16 protein-coding genes, 1 tRNA gene and 1 riboswitch are annotated in these 19,927 nt (G+C 63.4%); of the genes, 15 read left to right on the top strand and 2 right to left on the bottom strand.

What is annotated here, in order from left to right:
- Nucleotides 1-41: 41 nt before the first annotated feature.
- The 6 genes from mobB to lysS all read left to right on the top strand — a co-directional run bounded on the left by mobB (nucleotide 42) and on the right by lysS (nucleotide 5,975).
- Nucleotides 42-1,385 carry a molybdopterin-guanine dinucleotide biosynthesis protein B gene (gene mobB / locus DW178_RS07995; RefSeq protein ID WP_118350469.1) on the top strand — a complete coding sequence of 448 codons (1,344 nt, stop codon included), beginning with the start codon at nucleotides 42-44 and terminating at the stop codon, nucleotides 1,383-1,385.
- Between the two features lie 131 nt (nucleotides 1,386-1,516).
- Nucleotides 1,517-2,689 carry a 4Fe-4S binding protein gene (locus DW178_RS07990; protein WP_118350468.1) on the top strand — a complete coding sequence of 391 codons (1,173 nt, stop codon included), beginning with the start codon at nucleotides 1,517-1,519 and terminating at the stop codon, nucleotides 2,687-2,689.
- A gap of 87 nt (nucleotides 2,690-2,776) precedes the next feature.
- A tRNA-Pro gene (locus DW178_RS07985) sits at nucleotides 2,777-2,853 on the top strand.
- Nucleotides 2,854-3,039: 186 nt separating this feature from the next.
- Nucleotides 3,040-3,282 (top strand): twin-arginine translocase TatA/TatE family subunit, encoded by a 243-nt coding sequence (gene tatA / locus DW178_RS07980; protein ID WP_118350467.1) that lies wholly within the window; start codon nucleotides 3,040-3,042, stop codon nucleotides 3,280-3,282.
- 88 nt (nucleotides 3,283-3,370) lie between these two features.
- Nucleotides 3,371-3,838, top strand: a complete 468-nt coding sequence (gene greA, locus DW178_RS07975; protein ID WP_042434763.1) for a transcription elongation factor GreA — start codon at nucleotides 3,371-3,373, stop codon at nucleotides 3,836-3,838.
- 193 nt (nucleotides 3,839-4,031) lie between these two features.
- Entirely contained in the window at nucleotides 4,032-5,975 is a 1,944-nt protein-coding gene (gene lysS / locus DW178_RS07970) for a lysine--tRNA ligase (RefSeq protein WP_118350466.1), read from the top strand.
- 251 nt (nucleotides 5,976-6,226) lie between these two features.
- On the opposite strand, the gene DW178_RS07965 is transcribed toward lysS, so the two are convergent.
- On the bottom strand, nucleotides 6,227-7,381 hold the full coding sequence (locus DW178_RS07965) for an AI-2E family transporter (protein WP_118350465.1): 1,155 nt from the start codon (nucleotides 7,379-7,381) through the stop codon (nucleotides 6,227-6,229).
- A gap of 326 nt (nucleotides 7,382-7,707) precedes the next feature.
- Here DW178_RS07965 and DW178_RS07960 point away from each other — a divergent pair, with 326 nt between their 5' ends.
- The 9 genes from DW178_RS07960 to DW178_RS07920 all read left to right on the top strand — a co-directional run bounded on the left by DW178_RS07960 (nucleotide 7,708) and on the right by DW178_RS07920 (nucleotide 18,338).
- Nucleotides 7,708-10,281: an ATP-dependent Clp protease ATP-binding subunit gene (locus DW178_RS07960; RefSeq protein WP_118350464.1), complete on the top strand. Its 2,574-nt coding sequence runs from the start codon at nucleotides 7,708-7,710 to the stop codon at nucleotides 10,279-10,281.
- 170 nt (nucleotides 10,282-10,451) lie between these two features.
- Nucleotides 10,452-11,300, top strand: coding sequence for a 2-C-methyl-D-erythritol 4-phosphate cytidylyltransferase (gene ispD, locus DW178_RS07955; RefSeq protein WP_042434753.1), 849 nt, complete (start codon nucleotides 10,452-10,454; stop codon nucleotides 11,298-11,300).
- The gene (gene ispF, locus DW178_RS07950; protein ID WP_118350463.1) at nucleotides 11,297-11,794 is read left to right on the top strand and encodes a 2-C-methyl-D-erythritol 2,4-cyclodiphosphate synthase; all 498 of its coding nucleotides are present in this window, start codon (nucleotides 11,297-11,299) and stop codon (nucleotides 11,792-11,794) included. Before ispD ends, ispF begins: the two co-directional genes overlap by 4 nt.
- An 89-nt stretch (nucleotides 11,795-11,883) precedes the next feature.
- Nucleotides 11,884-13,404: a cysteine--tRNA ligase gene (cysS, locus tag DW178_RS07945; protein ID WP_118350462.1), complete on the top strand. Its 1,521-nt coding sequence runs from the start codon at nucleotides 11,884-11,886 to the stop codon at nucleotides 13,402-13,404.
- Nucleotides 13,405-13,627: 223 nt separating this feature from the next.
- Nucleotides 13,628-14,902, top strand: a complete 1,275-nt coding sequence (locus tag DW178_RS07940; protein ID WP_118350461.1) for a peptidase U32 family protein — start codon at nucleotides 13,628-13,630, stop codon at nucleotides 14,900-14,902.
- Nucleotides 14,899-16,125: an MFS transporter gene (locus DW178_RS07935; RefSeq protein ID WP_118350460.1), complete on the top strand. Its 1,227-nt coding sequence runs from the start codon at nucleotides 14,899-14,901 to the stop codon at nucleotides 16,123-16,125. Before DW178_RS07940 ends, DW178_RS07935 begins: the two co-directional genes overlap by 4 nt.
- A gap of 162 nt (nucleotides 16,126-16,287) precedes the next feature.
- A riboswitch (TPP riboswitch) is annotated at nucleotides 16,288-16,396 on the top strand.
- A 56-nt stretch (nucleotides 16,397-16,452) separates the two neighbouring features.
- The gene (thiM, locus tag DW178_RS07930) at nucleotides 16,453-17,292 is read left to right on the top strand and encodes a hydroxyethylthiazole kinase (protein WP_118350459.1); all 840 of its coding nucleotides are present in this window, start codon (nucleotides 16,453-16,455) and stop codon (nucleotides 17,290-17,292) included.
- 4 nt (nucleotides 17,293-17,296) lie between these two features.
- Nucleotides 17,297-17,629, top strand: coding sequence for a thiamine-binding protein (locus tag DW178_RS07925; RefSeq protein WP_118350458.1), 333 nt, complete (start codon nucleotides 17,297-17,299; stop codon nucleotides 17,627-17,629).
- Between the two features lies 1 nt (nucleotide 17,630).
- A complete protein-coding gene (locus DW178_RS07920; protein WP_118350457.1) occupies nucleotides 17,631-18,338 on the top strand; it encodes a thiamine phosphate synthase in 708 nt (235 codons plus the stop codon).
- A gap of 210 nt (nucleotides 18,339-18,548) precedes the next feature.
- On the opposite strand, the gene DW178_RS07915 is transcribed toward DW178_RS07920, so the two are convergent.
- A complete protein-coding gene (locus DW178_RS07915; RefSeq protein WP_118350456.1) occupies nucleotides 18,549-19,838 on the bottom strand; it encodes an aspartate aminotransferase type Ic in 1,290 nt (429 codons plus the stop codon).
- Nucleotides 19,839-19,927: the final 89 nt, after the last annotated feature.

The raw sequence follows: 19,927 nt of genomic DNA, 5'->3' as shown, positions 1-19,927 counted from the left end.
GAGCCCTCGTGCTATACTTTTTCGCACGAAAGGATATGCGTATGATCAAATTTCCCAGCCCCGCGGTCTCCATCGTCGGGCGTCATAATTCCGGCAAGACAACCCTTATCGAGAAGCTCATCGCCGAGCTGGTCGGTCGCGGTCTGGACGTGGGCAGCGTCAAGCACCACAGCCATGTCGGATTCGATATCGACATCCCCGGGAAAGACTCGTGGCGGCATCGCCACGCCGGCGCCAGCGAGACGGTTATCGCGGCACCGGGCCAGATGGCGCGTATCCAAACCACCGATGGGGAAGCGGAATGCGCCGACATCGTGGCGAGCATGCCCGGCCACGACGTGGTGATCGTCGAAGGTTATCGCAAAAGCGGCCTGCCCACCATCGAGATCATGCGCGCCGGCAACAAGGCCGATGCCCGAACCGCCGAGGTGTTCGCCGAGGGTGCTCGCAAGGGCTGGGCGCTCGGCACGGATTTCACCCAGTTCGGGCGCGGCTCCATGCCCCATGCGGCAGAGGTCCATCCCGATGATCGCCCCGTGGCGCAGCCTTTAGACCAGGCCGAGGAGGACCGCCTCGCGCGCAGCTATCCCGACCATGCCGATATCTCCAACAAGATGCCAACGGCCGCAACGGTCGCGGTGGTCACCGATATCCCGCTGGCTGCCGAAGCCGCCGGCGTGTACGGCATCCCGGCGTTCGATATCAACGATGTGGCAGGGCTGGCAGATTTTCTGCAAGCGACCTTCGCGCGCCCGCGCGTGTCCATGGTCATCCAGGCTGGCGGCGAGAGCCGCCGCATGGGTCGCAGCAAGGCAACGGTCCCGTTCTGCGGCCGGCCGCTCATCTGCCGTTTGGTCGAGCGGCTCTCGCCGGTGGCCGACGAGCTCATCGTCACCACCAACGAGCCGAAAGAGCTTGCATTTCTGCAAGAGCAGTATCCCGAACTTGGCATCCGCTTCGAGTCCGACGTCATCAACGAGCGTGGTGCGCTGCCGGGCCTTTACACGGCCCTTCGCTGCGCCCGCAACCCCTATGTGGCGGTTGTGGCTTGCGACATGGTGCTCGCATCGCCGTCGCTCGTGGTCGCCGAAGCGCTCGAGATGACCAGGACGGGGGCAGACGTGGTCGTGCCCGTCAACAAGCACGGCTTCGAGCCGTTTCACGCGATCTACCGCCGCTCGGGCTGCTTGCCGGCAGTGCGAGAGGCGCTCAATGAGGGGGAGAAGCGCGCCCAGGTGTTCTTCAACCAGGTCAACGTGTGCGAGTTCCCGCAAAAGAAGGTGCTTGAGACCGAGCCTATGGGCGGGTGCTTCATGAACGCGAACACGCCCGACGAGCTGGCAGCGCTCGAGCGCATCATACAAGATCGCATCGAGTGCGAGTAGCGCCATGCGAAGCGCGTGACCGACCCGCGCCGATTTCGCGCAGATTATGAAGCGAAACCGATGTGTGCGACGGTCATGCGCTAATCTTCGCCGCGGCATATATGCGCGGGAGTAAACGAGGGGGAAGGCGAATGCCGAACATCGCAGACATCATAGAAGTGGCCGAGGAGCTTGAGGACAAGGCCGTCGTGCCGGCTTCGAAGCGCTGCGTGGCCGTGCGCAACCGCAACGCCTCGTGCCGCAAGTGCATCGATGCCTGCCCGGCCGACGCCATCAGCGTGCACAACAACGTGCTCAACGTCGACCATAAGGCCTGCGTGGGGTGCGGCGCCTGCGCGGTGGTTTGCCCCACCGAGGCCTTGATTCCCGTGCGCCCTGCCGATGAGGCGCTTGAACAGGCGGCGGCAGAGGCCATGGCCGCCCTCGATGGGCGCGCGGTCATCGCCTGCGCCCGCATCGCCTCGAAGGGCCTGGCCGCCCCGCATAAGTTCGCTGAGGTGCCCTGCCTGGCGCGCGTCGATGAGAGTCTGCTGCTCGGTTTGGCGGCGGTCGGCGCCAAGGACATCGTGTTGGTGGACGGCTGCTGCAAGACGTGCAGGTTCAGGAAGACCTCGCCCGGCGTGGACGAAACCATCGCTTCTGCTAATAACCTGATGCAGGCCCAGGGGGCGCCGGCAATGGTCTCCCGCGCGTCGGAGTTCCCCCAAGGGATGGCGCTCAAGAACGCGAACAGCTTGCTCGGCGAGGCGCGCCGTGGCTTCTTCACCAGCGCAACCTCATGGACGGCCAGCGCGGCCGGCAAGACCGCCGAGATGGTCATCCGCAAAAACCTCGGCATGAAGGCCAAGGACGCCACGCTGCACGAGCAGCTGGGGGCGGGCGCTTCGGGCACGTTGCCCCAGTTCCAGGAACGTCGCCGCAGCCAGGTGCTCGACGCTATGGACCGCTTGGGCGAGCCTGCGGTCGAGCAGTTCGAGACGCGCCTGTTCGGCAGGGTTGAGATCGATGCTTCCCTATGCAACTCGTGCGGCATGTGCGCGGTGTTCTGCCCTACGGGCGCGCTCAGCAAAAGTCCTATCGAGCCCAGCCCCAACGCAGACGGCACGCCCGATGGCGGCAGCTTCCTCGAGTTCTCCTGCGCTGAGTGCGTGCAGTGCGGCCTGTGCGTGGATGCGTGCATGAAGAAGTGCATCACGGTAAGACCGCAGGTGCGCACCGCCGAGCTGTTCGACTTCGAGCCGCGTTTTATTTATCTGCCGAAACCCCAGGCCAGACCGGGAATCTTGTCGAATTTCAAGCGGTAGGCGCGCATTCGGCGGCAAATTTTGAAAAAAGTCGTCGCCGATGCCGGATGGTTATGCTAATATATTCTCCGCTGCGAAAGCGGCAATCGGGATGTGGCTCAGCTTGGTAGAGCGCTGCGTTCGGGACGCAGAGGCCGCAGGTTCAAATCCTGTCATCCCGACCATTGCATGGTCAAGGCTCGGTGTTCGCACCGAGCCTTTTTCGTGCAACCGTGCATATCCGTTGGAGTGCTGCGCAAGCGCGTGTGCTTTTCATCGAAGGTGCGTCGGCAAGCTGCGGTTATGTTAAAGTACGCGGCGTTGCATATCACGGCCCGATGCCCGGGCTGGGACGAGTACTTGGAGGACACATGAAATTTCTGGGAATGGGCGTGCCTGAGCTTCTGATCATCCTCGTGGTGATTCTGCTTATCTTCGGCCCGAAGAATCTGCCAAAACTCGGTAGCGCTCTGGGCAAGACCGTGAAGAACCTGCGCGAGGGCATGGGCGATTCCAAGAAGGCCGAGGAAGAGGCCGACGAGGTCGAGGCTGAGGAAGACGACGAGGACGCCGCCAAGAAGAAGACCACCGCTGCCCGCAAGAAGAGCGAGTAGATCGTAGCTTCACAAGGTTGGTACGCGGTATGCGCAACGGGCTGCGGTCCGGCGCATACCGCTTTTTTCGTATAGATAGGTGAACAACATGGCTGACAACTACATCCTTACCCCCGAGGGCAAGCAGCAGCTCGAAGAGGAGCTGCACTATCTGGAAACCGAGAAGCGCGCCGAGGTAGGCGAACGCATCAAGGTGGCGCGCGAGTTCGGCGACATCTCCGAGAACTCCGAGTACGACGATGCGAAAAACGAGCAGGGCATGCTCGAGGCGCGTATCGCCGAGATCACCCGCATCCTGGGCGAGGCCACCGTCGTGGCAACCCCGAAGCGCTCCAACTCCGTGCACATCGGCTCCACCGTCACCGTCGACATGGGCGGCCGTGAGCGCGTGTTCACCATCGTTGGCGCCGCCGAGGCCGACAGCCACGCCGGCAAGATCTCCAACGAGTCCCCGGTGGGCGCTGCGCTGCTGGCCCACAAGAAGGGCGACGAGATCGAGACCACCGGCCCGACCGGCCGCGTCATCAAGATGAAGATCGTCAACATCGAGCACTAGCAGATTTGCAAGTTCCGCTTGCCTGCGGGTAAGCGGAACTTCTCGATGTCGTGGCTGGCTGCGCCGCGTCGCTTGCGCATTCGGTTTCACGGACAAGGCCGCATGCCTATGCCCGCTCGCTTCGGCCGAACCCCGCGCACCGCAGCCGCTCTCGCTTACTCAACCAAATCCCTGTACTTAGAAGGGCTTTCCCATGAGCAATACCCCTGAAGTTATCGAAGACGATCCCATCGAGGTGCGCAAGGCCAAGCGCCAGGCCATGCTCGATGCGGGCCAGAACCCCTATGGCCATGCGTTCGACTACAGCCACCATCTGGCCGAGCTCGAGCAGCTCTACGCGCACCTTGAGGACGGGGATTCCACCGAGGACCTGGTCAAGGTTGCCGGCCGTATCATGTCCAAGCGCGTTCAGGGCAAGATCGCTTTTCTGGGCCTGCGCGACGCCACGGGCGACATGCAGCTGTTCTGCCGCATCAATGAGCTGGGCGAAGAGGCCTTCGGCCGCCTGAAAGACCTTGATGTGGGCGACTGGATCGGCGTCGAGGGCGCTATGATGCGCACGCGCCGTGGTCAGCTGTCCGTTGCCGTGTCGTCCTTCGAGCTGCTCAGCAAGTCCATTCGCCCGCTGCCCGAGAAGTTCCACGGCCTGGCGGACAAGGAGACGCGTTATCGCCAGCGCTACGTCGACCTGGTCATGAACCCCGAGGTCAAGCAGGTCTTCGAGAAGCGCTTCAAGATCGTCGCCGCCATCCGCCGCTACATGGAGGACCAGGGCTTCTACGAGGTGGAAACCCCGTTTCTGCACCCCATCCTGGGCGGCGCGAACGCAAAGCCGTTCGTCACGCATTTCAACGCGCTCGATCGCGACTACTTTCTGCGCATCGCCACCGAGCTGCCGCTCAAGCGTCTGCTCGTAGGTGGCTTCGAGAAGGTGTTCGAAATCGGTCGCCAGTTCCGCAACGAGGGCATGGACCCGTACCACAACCCTGAGTTCACCACCATGGAGGCATACCAGGCCTTCTCCGACCTCAACGGCATGATGGACCTCACCGAGGGCTTCATCAAGGCGGCAGCTGAGGCTGCTTGCGGCACGCTCAAGGTCAGCTACCAGGGCGTCGACATCGACCTGTCCGGCCAGTGGCCGCGCGAGACCATGTGCGGCCTGGCAACGCGCTACGCCGGCGAAGAGGTTTCCTTCGACCGCAGCCGTGAGGACCTGGTGGCCATCCTGGAGAAGAACGGCGGTCGCGCCGAGGACGCCTGGGGCAAGGGCAAGCTCATCTCCGAGATCTTCGAGGCCGTGGCCGAGGAGAAGCTCATCCAGCCCGTGTTCGTCACCGAGCATCCGCTGGAGATCTCCCCGCTGGCCAAGAAGCTGCCGAACAACCCCGAGCTCACCGAGCGCTTCGAGCTGTTCATCTGCGGCCACGAGTACGCCAACGCCTTCAACGAGCTCAACGACCCGGTCGACCAGGCCGAGCGCTTCCGTGCGCAGGTCGAGGCCAAGGACATGGGCGACGACGAGGCCATGGGCTACGACGCCGACTACATCCGCGCGCTCGAGTATGGCATGCCTCCGGCAGGCGGCGTGGGCATCGGCATCGACCGGCTGACCATGCTGCTCACCGATTCTCCGACCATCCGCGACGTGTTGCTGTTCCCGCACATGCGCGATGAGGCCCCTGCCGGCGCCAAGCCCGCCGCACGTCCGGCTGCTCCGGCAGAGCAGTCCGCCGAGGAGCCCATCGACTTCTCCAAGGTGGTCGTCGAGCCGCTGTTCGCCGACGAGGTGGACTTCGACACGTTCAGCAAGTCCGACTTCCGCGCCGTGAAGGTCAAGGATTGCGTGGCTGTGCCGAAGAGCAAGAAGCTGCTGCAGTTCACGCTTGACGACGGTACAGGCGAAGATCGCACCATCCTGTCCGGTATCCATGCATACTACGAGCCGGAGGAGCTGGTGGGTCGCACGCTCGTGGCGATCACCAACCTGCCGCCGCGCAAGATGATGGGCATCGCCTCCTGCGGCATGCTGCTGTCCGCCGTGCACGAGGAGAAGGTCGACGACGATACCACCGAGGAGCGTCTGAACCTGCTTATGGTCTCCGGCCGCATCCCGGCCGGCGCTAAGCTGTACTAAGCTGCGCATCGTCGCATAAACACACGAAGGCCCGCCTGGGTGATCCCGGGCGGGCCTTCGTTGTTTGGCGGCAGATCGGTTGGGGAGGGGTGGTGCTCGGACGATCCGAGCTTAGCGGATGGGAAAGCGTTAAGGCCTACGGTCTACGAAGGGTCTCTTGGGAATCGCGCCTACCCGGTTATCGTGAAGGGCAAGACGGAACAGGGCACGGGGTACCCGATGCGCCCTGCTCCTTGCCCCGCTCAACGTCGCTACGCCGAATGCGTCTGTTGCGATACGGCCCCGTCTTCAGGCCCCAATTCGTTTTCCGCGTCCTGTTGCGCGAAATGCTCCATGGCAAGCGTTCGAAGCGTGGAGATGACGGGCACGCCCAGAAGCACGCCTAGAAGGCCGAACAGCGACCCGCCCGCGATCACGGCCACGAACACCCAGATGCTCGGCAGGCCCACCGACTGTCCCACCACGTTCGGGTAGATGAGATGTCCCTCGATTTGCTGGAGGATCACCAAGAACACGATGAACTGCAGGGCTTGAACGGGGTCTTGCGACAGGATCATCGCCGCACCCATGATGCCGCCTATCCATGCGCCGGCGAACGGGATGAGCGACGACACGCCCACGATAAGGCCGATGGAAGCCGCATAGGGGAACTGCAGGATGGTGCCGCCGATGGCGCACAGGGCACCCAAGATGACCGCCTCGATGCATTGCCCGCGGATGAAGCGCGAGAAGCAGTCGTTGGTGATGCTGCATGCGTGCAGCACGCGGCGGCGCAGGTCCTCGCCGGGGATGAAGCTGGCCGCGCGCATGGCGCCGGCGTGCACGCGGTCCTTGTCGAGCAGCAGGTACAGCGCGAACACCATGCCCAGTAGGATCGAAAGCGTCAGATGGGCCACCTCGCCGCTGGTCTGCGCCACGATGCGCAGCGCCTGGTCGGTGCCGCCCATGGCGTCCAGGGCCTTTTGCCCGATGGAGTTCCAGGTGGCGTTGTCCAAGATCGGGATGGCCTGCGCACCGGGAAGGTTCGCGATGGCCTGCGACGCCATGGCCGCAGCTTCCGATATGCCGGTGATGATGGCGGCGCCCGCGGATTTGAACTCGCCGCCCACGAACGAGGTCAGCGCCGCAAGCGCCAAGGTGACGGCGGTGATCGCCAGGATGACGCAGATGGGGCGGCGCGTCTTGATTGCGAGCGTGTTGTTGGTATGGGGGAACCAGCGCGATTCAAGCGCCGCCGCTATGAAGTTCAGCAGATATGCCAGCACCGCGCCGATGGCCAGGGGCTCAAGGGCGGACCAGACGGTTGATAGGATGGAACATAGGTCGTCGAATCGGGCGACTGCCAGCGCCGCCACGGCAAGGGCGGCAACAAGGATAAGGGCGTAGCGTATGGTGTGCCTGTTCATGCGATCCTGTCGGTTGAAGGGGGATGGGCCGCGCTGCTGCGCGTTTCGCAACCAGTATAAGCGTGTGCATCGGTCAAGGCGCCGTGTTTGCGCGCTTGTCGACCTTTCGTGAAGAACCGCTTGCGGAATCCGGGTGAAAAGGGGCAAAAGGGGTCTAAAAGCGCTTCCGGTGTGTGCGGATTGCACGTAGCGGGGGCAACGGGCGTTGTGCGGCTCCGGGCTACTTTATTATGTATACGATACGTAAACGGCTTAGCAGTCCATTGACGGGAGTGCTAACATGAACAACCGAGACCATAATCATATGCCGCGAGAATCGAGGCTTCATGTCATTTGAGAAGTTCACGGACAAGGCGCGCAAGGTGCTCGTCTTGGCCCAGGACGAGGCACGCGCTCTGCATCAGCCCTATGTGGGCACCGAGCATATCCTGCTGGGCCTCATCCAGGAAAAGGATGGCCTTGCCGCCCAGGCCCTCGAGCGCCTGGGCGTGGCCTATGACGCCGTGGTGAAGGGCATCCGCGAGGTGGCCTCCATCGACGAGGGCGCCGACGTGTCCGGCCATCTTTCGTTCACGCCGCGCGTCAAGCGCGTGCTCGAGAATAGCTTGCGCGAGGCCATGCAGATGGGGCAGAGCTACATCTCCACCGAGCATCTGCTGCTCGGCATCGTGCGCGAGAACGAGGGCACGGCGCTCGACGTGCTCTCGCGCTTGGGCGTGAAGGGCGACGACATCCGCACCGCGCTCAACGATTTGGTGGGCCAAAGCCCCGTGTACGCGGGCCGCAACCCCTTCGAGGCGGCCGGCACCGTGCCCGACAGCGCCCTGAAGGAGTTCGGCACCGACCTTACGCAGAAGGCGCGCGACGGCAAGCTCGACCCGGTCATCGGCCGCGCCGGCGAGATCGAGCGCGTCATGCAGATCCTCTCCCGCCGCCAGAAGAACAACCCGCTGCTCATCGGCGAGCCCGGCGTCGGCAAGACCGCCGTGGCCGAGGGTCTGGCGCAGCTCATCGTGTCCAACCAGGTTCCCGATATCCTGCGCGGCAAGCGCCTGCTCACGCTCGACGTGTCTGCCCTTGTGGCCGGCAGCAAGTACCGCGGCGAGTTCGAGGACCGCTTGAAGAAGTGCATCAAGGAGGTCAAGGACGCCGGCGACATCATCTTGTTCATCGATGAGATGCACACGCTTATCGGCGCGGGTTCTGCCGAGGGCTCCATTGATGCCGCCGCCATCCTCAAGCCGCCGCTGTCGCGTGGCGAGATCCAGGTCATCGGCGCTACCACCGTCGACGAATATCGCAAGCACCTGGAAAAGGACAGCGCCCTCGAGCGCCGTTTCCAGCCCATCACGGTCGGTGAGCCCAACGAGGAGCAGGCCCTGCGCATCATGGAGGGGCTGCGCGACCGCTATGAGGCGCATCATCAGGTGCATTTCACCGACGAGGCGCTTCAGGCCGCCGTCACGCTGTCGGACCGCTATATCCAGGACCGTTTCCTGCCCGACAAGGCCATCGACGTCATGGACGAGGCGGGCGCCCGCATGCGCATCCGCAACATGACCTTGCCCGACGAGCTGCGCGAGATGGACGACAAGCTGCGCCAGATCCGCTCCGATAAGGACAAGGCCATCGCCGAGCAGGATTTCGAGCGCGCCGCCAAGCTGCGCGACCAGGAGTCCGCTGTGAAAGACGAGCGCGCCGCGGCCGAGAAGAAGTGGGCCGAAGATTCCCAGAAATCGGTGCATCAGGTAACGGCGCAGGACATCGCCGACGTCGTCTCCATGACCACCGGCGTGCCCGTGTCCAACCTCACCGAGGCCGAAACCGAGAAGCTGCTGCGCATGGAGGGCGTGCTGCACGAGCGCGTCATCGGCCAGGAAGAGGCCGTGACTGCGCTGTCGAAGGCCATCCGCCGCAGCCGCGCCGGTTTGAAGGATCCCAAGCGCCCCGCCGGCAGCTTCATCTTCCTGGGCCCGTCGGGCGTGGGCAAGACCGAGCTGTCCAAGGCGCTCGCCGAGTTCCTGTTCAGCTCCGAGGACGCGCTCATCAGCTTCGACATGTCCGAGTACATGGAGAAGCACTCCGTCAGCCGTCTGGTCGGCTCGCCTCCGGGCTATGTGGGATTCGACGAGGGCGGCCAGCTCACGAAGGCCGTGCGTCAGCGTCCGTATTCGGTGGTGCTGTTCGACGAGATCGAGAAGGCGCACCCCGACGTGTTCAACATCCTGCTGCAGATCCTGGAGGAAGGCCGTCTGACCGACGCCCAGGGCCGCACGGTCGATTTCCGCAACACGGTCATCATCATGACGTCCAACGTCGGCGCACGCGAGATCTCCGCGCCCACCACGCTCGGCTTCAGCCCCGAGGGCAAGGCCGGCCTTTCCGACAAGGAGATCAAGTCCCGCGTCATGGGCGAGGTGAAGAAGCTGTTCAGGCCAGAGTTCTTGAACCGTATCGATGAGATCATCGTGTTCAAGTCCTTGATGCAGGAGCAGATCGTCGAAATCGCCAAGCTCATGGTGGCCGACCTGCGCGAGCGCCTGATCGCCCAGAACATGACCATCAACCTTACCGATGATGCCTACAAGCTCATCGCGAAGGAAGGCACCGATGCCGCCTATGGTGCTCGTCCGTTGCGCCGCGCCATCCAGCGCCTGCTGGAAGACCCGCTGTCCGAAGAGCTGCTCGAGGGCAAGTGGACGTCGGGCTCGGTCATCCAGGCAAACGTTTCCGAGGACGGCGAGAGCCTTGCGTTCGTCCCCGGCACGGGCTCCATCCCTGCGCCGCGCAAGCACGATAACATCGCGCGCGACGCCGAGCTTCTGCTCACGAACTTCGATCTGGGCCACGCCGGCGTCTCCGGATCGGGCGGGTCGGCAAGCGGCGGCGCTGCGGATTAAAGTTCTGGTTGCTCCCGCTGCGCTCCGCTTGGGCCGGCTGGGGAAAGCCTGCCACGCGCACTTTTTCCATACAGCGCGTAGCGTGCCTGCGAAAACGCGGCAGTTGCTTTAGAATGTAAGGCGGTCCCGAAAGGGGCCGCCTCATTTGTTTTCGACGGAAAGAGGAAACCATGCCCAAGACCGTTGACCCGGTGTTCTCGTCCTCGGTGCTCGCCGCGGCCGATCTGGCCACGGCGCTCGACATCGATGCGCTCACGCAATCCTTGGCCGGCCTTGAGGGCAAGGTCGACAAGAACCCGAAGACGGCGGCCATCATCTTGGCCGGCGGCACGGGCGAGCGTTTCGGCAAAGAAGGCGGCAAGCAGCTGGTGGAAATCGGCGGCAAGCCGATCCTCACCTGGTCGGTCGAGGCCTTCGACGCCGTAGGCGACATCGGCCTCATCGTCATCGTCTGTCCGGCCGAACGCCAGGGCGAGTACCTGAGCAAGGCCGTCGACCCCTTCTCGTTCGCTACGCCCATCGTGGTCGCCGCGGCGGGCTCCACGCGTCAGGAATCAGCGTTTTCCGGCCTTGAGCTGGTGCCCGAGGAGTTCGAGTACGTGGTCATGCACGACGGCGCCCGTCCGCTCATCTCGGCAGACCTGATCGCCCATACCATCGCCACCCTCAAGGGCAACATCGACGCCGATGGCGCCGTGGTAGCCCATCCCGCTATCGATACGCTGAAAGTCGTGGAAAACGGCGTCATCGTCGGCACGCCCGACCGCAGCGTGTTCTGGAACGCGCAAACCCCGCAGGTGTTCCGTGCGGGCATCTACCGCCGCGCGCACGCCTCGGCGCTCTCCGACGGCTTCGTCGGCACCGATGACAGCTCCTTGATCGAGCGTCTCGGCGGCCGCGTCCTTGTGGTAGAGGGCAAGCGCGACAACATCAAGCTCACCGTACCGGAGGATTACCTCATGCTCGTGGCCGCCGTGCGCGAGCGCTATCTCAAGCAGAAAGGCGAGCAGGAGCAATGAGCCTGGGATTCAGCGCCCTGCGCATAGGGCAGGGCTACGACGTGCATAAGCTGGTCGAGGGCCGCAAGCTCATCATCGGCGGGGTGGATATCCCGCACACCCTGGGGCTGCTCGGCCACTCCGACGCCGATGTGCTGGCACATGCCGTGGCAGATGCGCTGCTCGGCGCCATCCGCGGCGGCGACATCGGCAAGCTTTTCCCCGACACCGACCCTGAATGGGAAGGGGCGGATTCCATGAAGCTGTTGGCGGCTGTTGCGGGCAAGGTGCGCGAAGAGGGCTTCCAAATCATCGATGTCGATAGCGTCATCGCAGCTCAGGCGCCGAAGATGGCACCGCATCGCCAGCAGATGCGCGAGAACCTGGCAGCCGCCATGGGCATCGCGGTCGACAACGTCGGCGTGAAGGCGACCACCACCGAGCACCTGGGTTTCGAGGGCCGTCAGGAGGGCATCTCCGCCACGGCCGTGACCCTGCTGGCGCGATGTAGCTAGTTCGGGCGCGGTTTTCGCGACGCCCGGTCCCTTCGCAGCCTTCGTCAACCCGCCGCACCATGCGGCATGCACATAGAACAGGAATGCAAATGCTTAAGATCTATGACACCAAACTTCGCGAGAAGGTGCCTTTCGAGTCGCTCGAGCACGGGAAGATCGGCATGTACGTGTGCGGTCCCACCGTGTACAACTACATCCATATCGGCAACGCCCGTACGTTCGTCAGCTTCGACGTCATCCGCCGCTACCTCTCCTGGCGCGGCTTCGACGTGAAGTTCGTCTCCAATATCACCGACGTCGATGACAAGATCATCAAGAAGGCCAACGAAGAAGGCCGCAGCGCAGCCGAGGTTGCCGCTGAATATTCGCAGGCCTTCCTTGATGACATGCACGCCATGAACGTGCAGGACCCCGATGTGCGCCCGCGCGCAACCGAGGAGATCCCCGAGATGATCCAGCTCATCCAGGAGCTCATCGATGGCGGCCACGCGTACGAGGTCGAGGGCGATGTCTACTTCAGCGTGCGCAGCTATGCTGATTACGGTGCGCTGTCCGGTCGCAACATCGACGAGATGGAAGGCGGTCATCGCGAGCTGCGCGCCGACGGCCAGGGCCTGGAAGATCGCAAGCGCGACCATCTCGACTTCGCGCTGTGGAAGGCCGCCAAACCCGGCGAGCCTTCTTGGGAAAGCCCGTGGGGCCAGGGCCGTCCTGGCTGGCACATCGAGTGCTCGGCTATGTCGCGCAAGTACCTGGGCCTGCCTTTCGATATCCACGGCGGCGGCGCCGACCTGGTGTTCCCGCATCACGAGAACGAGCGCGCCCAGTCCGAGGCCGCATGCGGCTGCACCTTCGCCAATCACTGGATGCACAGCGGCATGCTGCAGATCAACCACGAGAAGATGAGCAAGTCGCTGGGCAACTTCCTGCTGCTGCGCGACATCCTCAAGACCACGTCCCCCGATGTGCTGCGCTTCCTTATGCTGCAAACGCATTACCGCAGCCCGCTGGATTTCTCCGACGAGCGTCTTGATGAGGCCGCATCCGCGCTTTCCCGCATCGAGAACGCCGTGCGCAACCTTGATTGGCAGATGAAGAACGCCCAGGATGTGCCTAGCCCGCTTGATACCCAGGCCATCCTGAAACAGGCGAAGTCCACGCGCGTCGAGTTCGTCCTGGCCATGGACGACGACTTCAACGCCCCGCGCGCACTGGGCGAGGTGTTCGATCTGGTCGGTTTCGCGAACACCCAGGTCGCCGGCAAGACGCTTTCGCTCTCCGATGTTCCCGCCGTGCGCGATCTGCGCGAGACCATCACCACGCTCATACGCGTGTTCGGCGTGGAGGTTGCTCCCCAGGATTGGGAGGACGCGCAGGGTGATGCGTATCCGGCCGAGGTCGTCGACCTGGCGAAACAGGTTGCCGGCTACGAGGGCTCGGATGCTCATGAGGCTGTTGACGCCCTGCTCGATGCCCGTGCCACCGCGCGTGCCGAGAAGAACTGGGCTGTGGCCGATGCCGTGCGCGATGGCCTTACGGGGCTAGGCTTCACCATCGAGGACACCCCTCAGGGCGCTCGCGTTAGCTACGACCCCTCCGAGGGCAAGTAGGCTGAAACCGACGTTGCGGGCCGCTGCGCCGCTTCGTTCCCATTCTCAACCTTGCGGGCGTGGCTGAAACGCCGCGCCCGGTCTGGCCTGGCGCAAGATACGTTTTGCCGGGCCTAGGGCAAAAGGCGCCGGACTTGCCGTGCGGCGTCCGGTTGGATGGGCTCGAGGCCGCGCGGCGGCTTTCGTGTTTGTGCTGGATTGATTTCTACGAAGATTGCTGCCGATGACTGACTTTTCAACAATCGAGCTTCTTGCGCCTGCGGGCGGCCGCAGCCAGCTGGAGGCCGCCGTTCGTTTCGGGGCGGATGCGGTATATTTGGCCGCCGACAGGTTCGGTATGCGCCAACGTGCCGAGAACTTCACGCTTGACGATATCCCATCCGCCGTCGCCTTTGCGCACGCGGCGGGCGTAAAGGTGTACGTGACGGTGAACACGCTTATGAGCCAAGCCGATATCGCCGCCTTGCCGCCATATCTGGAGGCCCTTGACGCCTCGGGCGCCGACGCGCTCATCGTCAGCGACCTTGGTGCGTTTTCCCTGGCGAAACGCTATGCCCAGCATATGGAGCTGCATGTGAGTACGCAGGCTTCCGTGATGAACGCCGAAGCTGCGCGCGCCTGGCACGACCTGGGCGCATCGCGCGTGGTGGTCGCGCGTGAGATGAGCATGGAGGATATCGCCGAGCTGCGCGCACAGGCGCCGCGCGATCTTGAGATCGAGGCGTTCGTACATGGCGCCATGTGCATGGCCTTTTCGGGGCGCTGCATGCTGTCTGCCGCTATGACGGGGCGTTCGGGCAACAAGGGCTATTGCGCGCAGCCGTGCCGATGGAGCTATGCGCTGGTGGAGGAGAAGCGTCCCGGTGCCTATTACCCCATTGAGGAGGATGTGCGCGGCACCTATGTCATGAATGCGCACGACCTGTGCATGATCGAGCATCTCGATGAGTTGGCGCAAGCTGGCGTCAGTTCGTTTAAGATTGAAGGCCGCAACAAGCGCGCGTTCTACGTGGCAACTGCGGTGCATGCCTATCGGGCGGTCATGGATGGCGCCAACCCGTCCACGGTCATGTCCGATCTGCATGCCATTTCGCATCGCCCCTATGGCACCGGCTTCTATTTCGGCCAGCCAAGCCAACGCCAGGAGCGCGACGGCTACGACAAGGATTACCTGCATGCCGCCACGGTCACCGCATGCAGCCCGGAAGGGGAGGGCGGGTGGCGCATCGAGGCCACGTGTCATAACCGCTTCCGTGAAGGCGACGAACTCGAGGCGCTTTCTCCGCGCAAGGCCATTGAAACGGCGAAGGTGAGGGGCCTCACCTGGCTGGTGCAGCCAAGCGAAGATCGTCCCAACCCGTCCCCCGAGCCCGTGCCGGTGGCGAATCGCACCATGGAAACCTATGCGTTCACCAGCGATATCGCATTGCAGCCGGGCGATCTGCTGCGCATTCGCGTGGATTCTGCTCCTCAAGGGGCGCAGGAAGTGAGGGCATGAGAGGTTCCGAGACGGTGACGGCATCCGCGGTGGAGGCTCCCAGCCGCGCTCGCGGCAACCTCATGATCTTGGTGCTGGCGCTCAGCTGCTTCGTGTTCGGATGCGCCTACCAGTACATCTTGGGCGTGCCCGATCAGGTTGCGCAAATCGCGGGCATCGACCTTTCCCAGGTTAGCCTCATGATGGGCGTCTACGGCGTGTGCAACGCCGTCGGCACACCGCTTCTGGTTATGGCGCTCACCTCGCGCGGCCCGAAAACATTGCTGCTGGTCAGCCTCGCGCTTATGGCAGTGGGTATGGCCATTTGCGCCGCCACCCCCATCTATCCCGTCATTTTGACGGGCCGTGCCGTCATGGGCGTGGGCAACGGCACCTTCGCGGCAACCGCCTACATCGCGGCAAGCCGCATCGCCGGCCCTTCGCGCGCCGCCTCGGCCATGTCGAATGTGGCGCTGGGTTTCAGCGCTTCGTTCGTCTTCGCGCTTCCCGCCGCGCGCATGCTGCGCAACGTCATCACCTGGCAGCAGGCGTATTGGGTGCTCGTCATTGCGGCATGCGTCGCGTTCGCGGTCATAGCGCTTATCGTGCGCGTGCCTGAAGCGCCAAGCTCGCCGGCGGCGCAGGGCCGTCGCAGCGCCGATGCGCTGCGCGTGTTCCGCAATCCTTGCGTGGTGTTGCCCCTGATCTGCACTATGCTCATGTTCGTGGGGTACGCCTCCATGAACACCTACATCACGCCGTTCATGGAAAGCGTGCTTCCCCAGCCGGAGTGGGTGAGCGGCTCCCTGTTCGCCTTCGGGCTCATGAGCATGATCGGCTCGAAGGCAAGCGGCTGGGCAGCCGATCGCTTCGGCTCGGCTTCGGCGGTCATCGGCTGCGTTGCGCTTCAAGCGATAACGCTGGTGGGGCTGGGGCTTGGCACGGGATCGTGGCTTGCGGCGCTGGCGGCGGCGTGTATGTGGACGGGCATATCCTGGGGATTCTTGCCGGCGCAGAATTCGTTCATCATGCTCAACGCCGGGGATGAGGCGGCGTTTGCCGTCAGCTTGTCGAACTCGTCGTTGCAGCTCGGCAGCGCGCTCGGGTCGTTCGCCGCGGGCATGTTCATCACCTGCATGCCGCTTCTGGCGATGCCGTTCGTCTCCGCTGCTTTCACCGCTTGCGCGGTGGCTGCCGAAATCGCGGCGTTGCGTCTGTCCCGCAAGCCCCGCCGCGCACGGTAAGGCGAAAGGTTCCGCTGTTTTCGGTTTTCCGCATCCGTTCGGCTGTTTAGCGTGCAAAGGGCGTGCGCGGTAAAGCCGGTCGCTTGGCTCGTGCGATTCCTTTGTCCGTTCGGCGGTTTAACAGGCGAGCGGTTTACGCGCCGGTGTAATATATGCACAACAGATTCGATGCAGGGGTGCCCGGCGGCAACGTCGGCGCTGAGAGGGCGCAAGCCTAACCCTTTGAACCTGTCCAGGTAACGCTGGCGTAGGGAGCATCTCTCGTGCACGGACGAGGGCGCCATCTTCTACGGTAGCGTCCTCGTTTTTCGTTGCAAAGGAGAGAATATGATCGAACAGAAACAGCTCGAAGCATCTATCGCGAAAGCTGTCGCCGACGTGCGCGCCAACAATCCTCTGGCCGGATCCATCACCAACACCGTCACCATCGATTTCGTGGCTAACGCCCAGCTCGCCGTCGGTGGCTCGGCTGCCATGGTTTATCTGCCAGACGAGGGTGAAACCCTGGTTGCCGCAGGCGGCGCCGTGTACCTGAACATGGGCACGTTGTTCCCCATTTACGAGGAAACTATCCCGCGTACGGCGGCAGCGGCGCAGGCCGCCGGCAAGCCGTGGGTGCTCGATCCGGTGGGAATCGGCATCGGCAGCCTGCGCACTAAGCTGCTGTCCGAGCTCAAGCAGCATAAGCCCGCCATCGTGCGCGGCAACGCCTCCGAGATCATCGCGCTCGCCGGCCTGTGGGGTCTCGAGGGCACGGCCGACGATGTTTCGCGCGCCCGCGGCGTCGATACCGCCGATACGGTGGAGGCTGCACGTGCGGCGGCTATCGCGCTGGCTCGCTATACGGAAGGCGCCGTCGTCATCTCCGGCGAGTCCGACCTGGTCACCGATGGGCATTCGGTCGTCATCAGCCATGGCGGCAGCGCGCTTATGGGCAAGGTCACCGGCTTCGGCTGTTCGCAGGGCGGCGTGCTTGCCGTATACGCTACGCAAACCGATCCGTTCACGGCCGCTGTTGCCGCGGTGAACCACTACAATCTGGCGGGTGTTGCGGCTGCAGCCGCCGCCGATGCTCCGGCAAGCTTCAAGGTGGCCTTCATCGACGAGCTGTTCCGTGCAACTCCCGAGGCGGTTGCCGGCAACTCCATCGAGATCCAGGAGGCATAGCATCGTGAACACGCTGGTTGCCGTGGCCATCGCCCCGTTCGGCGTGGGCGATGAGCTTGCACCCGAGGTGGCAGAGGTGGTTCGCGTCATCCGTGAATCGGGTCTGCCCAACAAGACCTATTCGATGTTCACCGAGATCGAAGGCGAATGGGACGAGGTCATGGCCGTGGTTCGCAACGCTACGTTCGTCTTGGCTCAGAAGGGTATCCGCACCGAGGTTATCCTGAAGGCCGATGTGCGCCCTGGGTTCGAGAACATGATGGAGCAGAAGGTTCGAAGCGTCGACACAATCCTTGAAAGCGACGTCGCCGACGGAGATGCCGAAAAGGGGGAATAGCATGAGCATGCGAGATAATCTGGATATTTCCGCATATCTGGTCCTGGGTCCGGAAAACACCTTGGGCCGACCCGTTGCCGATGTGGTGGCTCAGGCCATCGCGGCAGGGTTCACCTGCGTGCAAGTCCGCTCGAAGGAGTGCTCGGCTCGTGAACTGATCTCCTACACGGCCCAGGCATCCGAGGTCATACGGCAGGCCGGTGCGCAAGACCGCGTGGCGCTGCTCATCGATGATCGCCTGGATGCGGTATATGCTGCTCGTCAGCAGGGAATAAAGGTTGATGGCGTGCATGTTGGCCAGACCGATATCCCCGTCGAGGCGTGCCGCGCCCTGCTCGGTTCTGATGCGGTGGTCGGTCTTTCCGCTCGCGCGGACGAGATGCTCGAGTACGTGAAAACCGCCGATATGTCGTTGGTCGATTATCTGGGTGTCGGCCCGCTGCATGAGACGCCGACGAAAACCGACTGCGGCTTGGCGGCGGACGGCACCATTATCACGAAAAGCCTCGAAGACTTGGCGGCGCTTCATCAGGCAAGCCCCGTTCCCATCGTGGTTGGCGGGGGAGTGAAGGTAGCGGACATCCCAGCCGTTGCGCAAACCGGCGTCGACGGCTTCTTCGTGGTATCCGCGGTATGCGCCGCGCCCGACCCGCATGCAGCTGCTCAAGAACTCGTGCAAGAATGGAATGCAGCGAAGCAAGCTAACTAACGCGAACTGAAGCAAACGCAATGAAGGCCCGCTCAATCGAGCGGGCCTTACCTATATATATGTTGGCGAGCGGTGCGCCCCTTGCGAACGAAATGCCTCTTATCGCGTTAGCGGGGCGTGCGGGTTCAGGCATGAAAGCCAGTGAACCTGTTGCCTTGGTGCGATGGCGGGTCTCCCATCGAAAGCGACCGTCTGCTCAGGGCGTTCGGCTTAATCCTGCAGCAGCTTCTCCGCGTACGCCAGCTTCACGCAGCAAACGAACACGTCGAGCGCCGCATCCAGCTCCTCGACGGGCGGCAGGCTGGGGGCGATGCGGATGTTGCTGTCCGCCGGGTCCTGCTTGTACGGCCAGGTGGCGCCTGCGCCTGTCATGGTGACGCCGGCGTCTTTGGCAAGCTCCACGATTCGCTTCGCGCATCCGGCGGGGGCGTTGAACGAGACGAAGTACCCGCCGCGCGGCTTGCTCCAGGTGCAGCCGCCGATTTCGCTCAGGCCCTCGGACAGCTTGCGGTCCACCAGCTCGAACTTGGGGCGCAGGATGGCGGCGTGCTTGGCCATGTGCTCCGCCAAGCCCTTCCCATCGTGCAGGAACTTCACGTGACGCAGCTGATTGAGCTTGTCGTGGCCGATGATCTGCGGGCTCATATGCGCCTTCATGTCCGCGATGTTGGCGCTGCTTGCCGCCATGGCCGAGATGCCTGCGCCAGGGAAGGTGACCTTGCTGGTTGAGGCGAACTTGAAGCAGCGGTCGGGGTTTCCGGCATCATCGCAGGCGCGGCGGATATCGAGCAGCTGGTCCTGCTGCGCTGCGTCGTCGCTCAGGTGATGGATGCCGTACGCGTTATCCCAGAAGATACGGAAGTCGTCGGCCGCGCAAGGCATGCCGGCCAAGCGGCGTACCACCTTGTCGGAATAGGTTGCGCCGCTGGGGTTGGAATACTTCGGCACGCACCAGATGCCCTTGATCGAAGCATCTTCGGCAACCAGGCGCTCTACCTCGTTCATATCCGGGCCGTCCTCGTTCATGGCAACGGGGATCATCTTGATGCCAAAGGCCTCGGTCACGCCGAAGTGCCTATCGTAACCCGGACAGGGGCACAGCCATTTCACCTCGTCAAGCTTGCACCAAGGCGTATGGCCCAGCGTGCCGAACATCCAACAACGAGCCATGGTGTCGTACATGATGTTCAGGCTGGAGTTGCCGAACACCATCACATGCTCGGCGTCATCGTCGAGCATGGCGGCCATAAGGCGCTTCGCCTCGGGAATGCCATCGAGCACGCCGTAGTTTCGGCAGTCCGTGCCATCTTCGGCGGTGCAGTCGTCGACATCGACGATGCACGTGAGCATGGGCATGCTCAGGTCAAGCTGTGCGCGGGAGGGCTTGCCGCGCGCCATGTTCAGAGCCAGCCCCTTCGCCTTGAAAGACTCGTATTCGCGGGTGAGCGCATCGCGCGTTGATTCCAACGCTTCGTGGGCAAGCTCTGCGTAAGCTGGCATCGTGGTGCATCCTTTCGCCGTTTGCGGGGTGAGAACAATCGAAAACACCTACCTGAGGTAGGCAAAGTCAAGTATAATCCCAGCGTCAA

This window comes from Eggerthella sp. AM16-19 (assembly GCF_003474385.1).
In the GTDB taxonomy this organism is placed as follows: Bacteria; Actinomycetota; Coriobacteriia; order Coriobacteriales; family Eggerthellaceae; genus Senegalimassilia.
Note: the sequence above shows the minus strand (reverse complement) of the source record. Positions and strands in the feature narration are given on the sequence as shown.

Excerpts from the sequence above, each read along its gene's own strand:
- mobB (WP_118350469.1), top strand. The coding sequence starts at position 42 with ATGATCAAATTTCCCAGCCCCGCGGTCTCCATCGTCGGGCGTCATAAT.
- DW178_RS07990 (WP_118350468.1), top strand. The coding sequence starts at position 1,517 with ATGCCGAACATCGCAGACATCATAGAAGTGGCCGAGGAGCTTGAGGAC.
- tatA (WP_118350467.1), top strand. The coding sequence starts at position 3,040 with ATGAAATTTCTGGGAATGGGCGTGCCTGAGCTTCTGATCATCCTCGTG.
- greA (WP_042434763.1), top strand. The coding sequence starts at position 3,371 with ATGGCTGACAACTACATCCTTACCCCCGAGGGCAAGCAGCAGCTCGAA.
- lysS (WP_118350466.1), top strand. The coding sequence starts at position 4,032 with ATGAGCAATACCCCTGAAGTTATCGAAGACGATCCCATCGAGGTGCGC.
- DW178_RS07965 (WP_118350465.1), bottom strand. The coding sequence starts at position 7,381 with ATGAACAGGCACACCATACGCTACGCCCTTATCCTTGTTGCCGCCCTT.
- DW178_RS07960 (WP_118350464.1), top strand. The coding sequence starts at position 7,708 with ATGTCATTTGAGAAGTTCACGGACAAGGCGCGCAAGGTGCTCGTCTTG.
- ispD (WP_042434753.1), top strand. The coding sequence starts at position 10,452 with ATGCCCAAGACCGTTGACCCGGTGTTCTCGTCCTCGGTGCTCGCCGCG.
- ispF (WP_118350463.1), top strand. The coding sequence starts at position 11,297 with ATGAGCCTGGGATTCAGCGCCCTGCGCATAGGGCAGGGCTACGACGTG.
- cysS (WP_118350462.1), top strand. The coding sequence starts at position 11,884 with ATGCTTAAGATCTATGACACCAAACTTCGCGAGAAGGTGCCTTTCGAG.
- DW178_RS07940 (WP_118350461.1), top strand. The coding sequence starts at position 13,628 with ATGACTGACTTTTCAACAATCGAGCTTCTTGCGCCTGCGGGCGGCCGC.
- DW178_RS07935 (WP_118350460.1), top strand. The coding sequence starts at position 14,899 with ATGAGAGGTTCCGAGACGGTGACGGCATCCGCGGTGGAGGCTCCCAGC.
- thiM (WP_118350459.1), top strand. The coding sequence starts at position 16,453 with ATGATCGAACAGAAACAGCTCGAAGCATCTATCGCGAAAGCTGTCGCC.
- DW178_RS07920 (WP_118350457.1), top strand. The coding sequence starts at position 17,631 with ATGAGCATGCGAGATAATCTGGATATTTCCGCATATCTGGTCCTGGGT.
- DW178_RS07915 (WP_118350456.1), bottom strand. The coding sequence starts at position 19,838 with ATGCCAGCTTACGCAGAGCTTGCCCACGAAGCGTTGGAATCAACGCGC.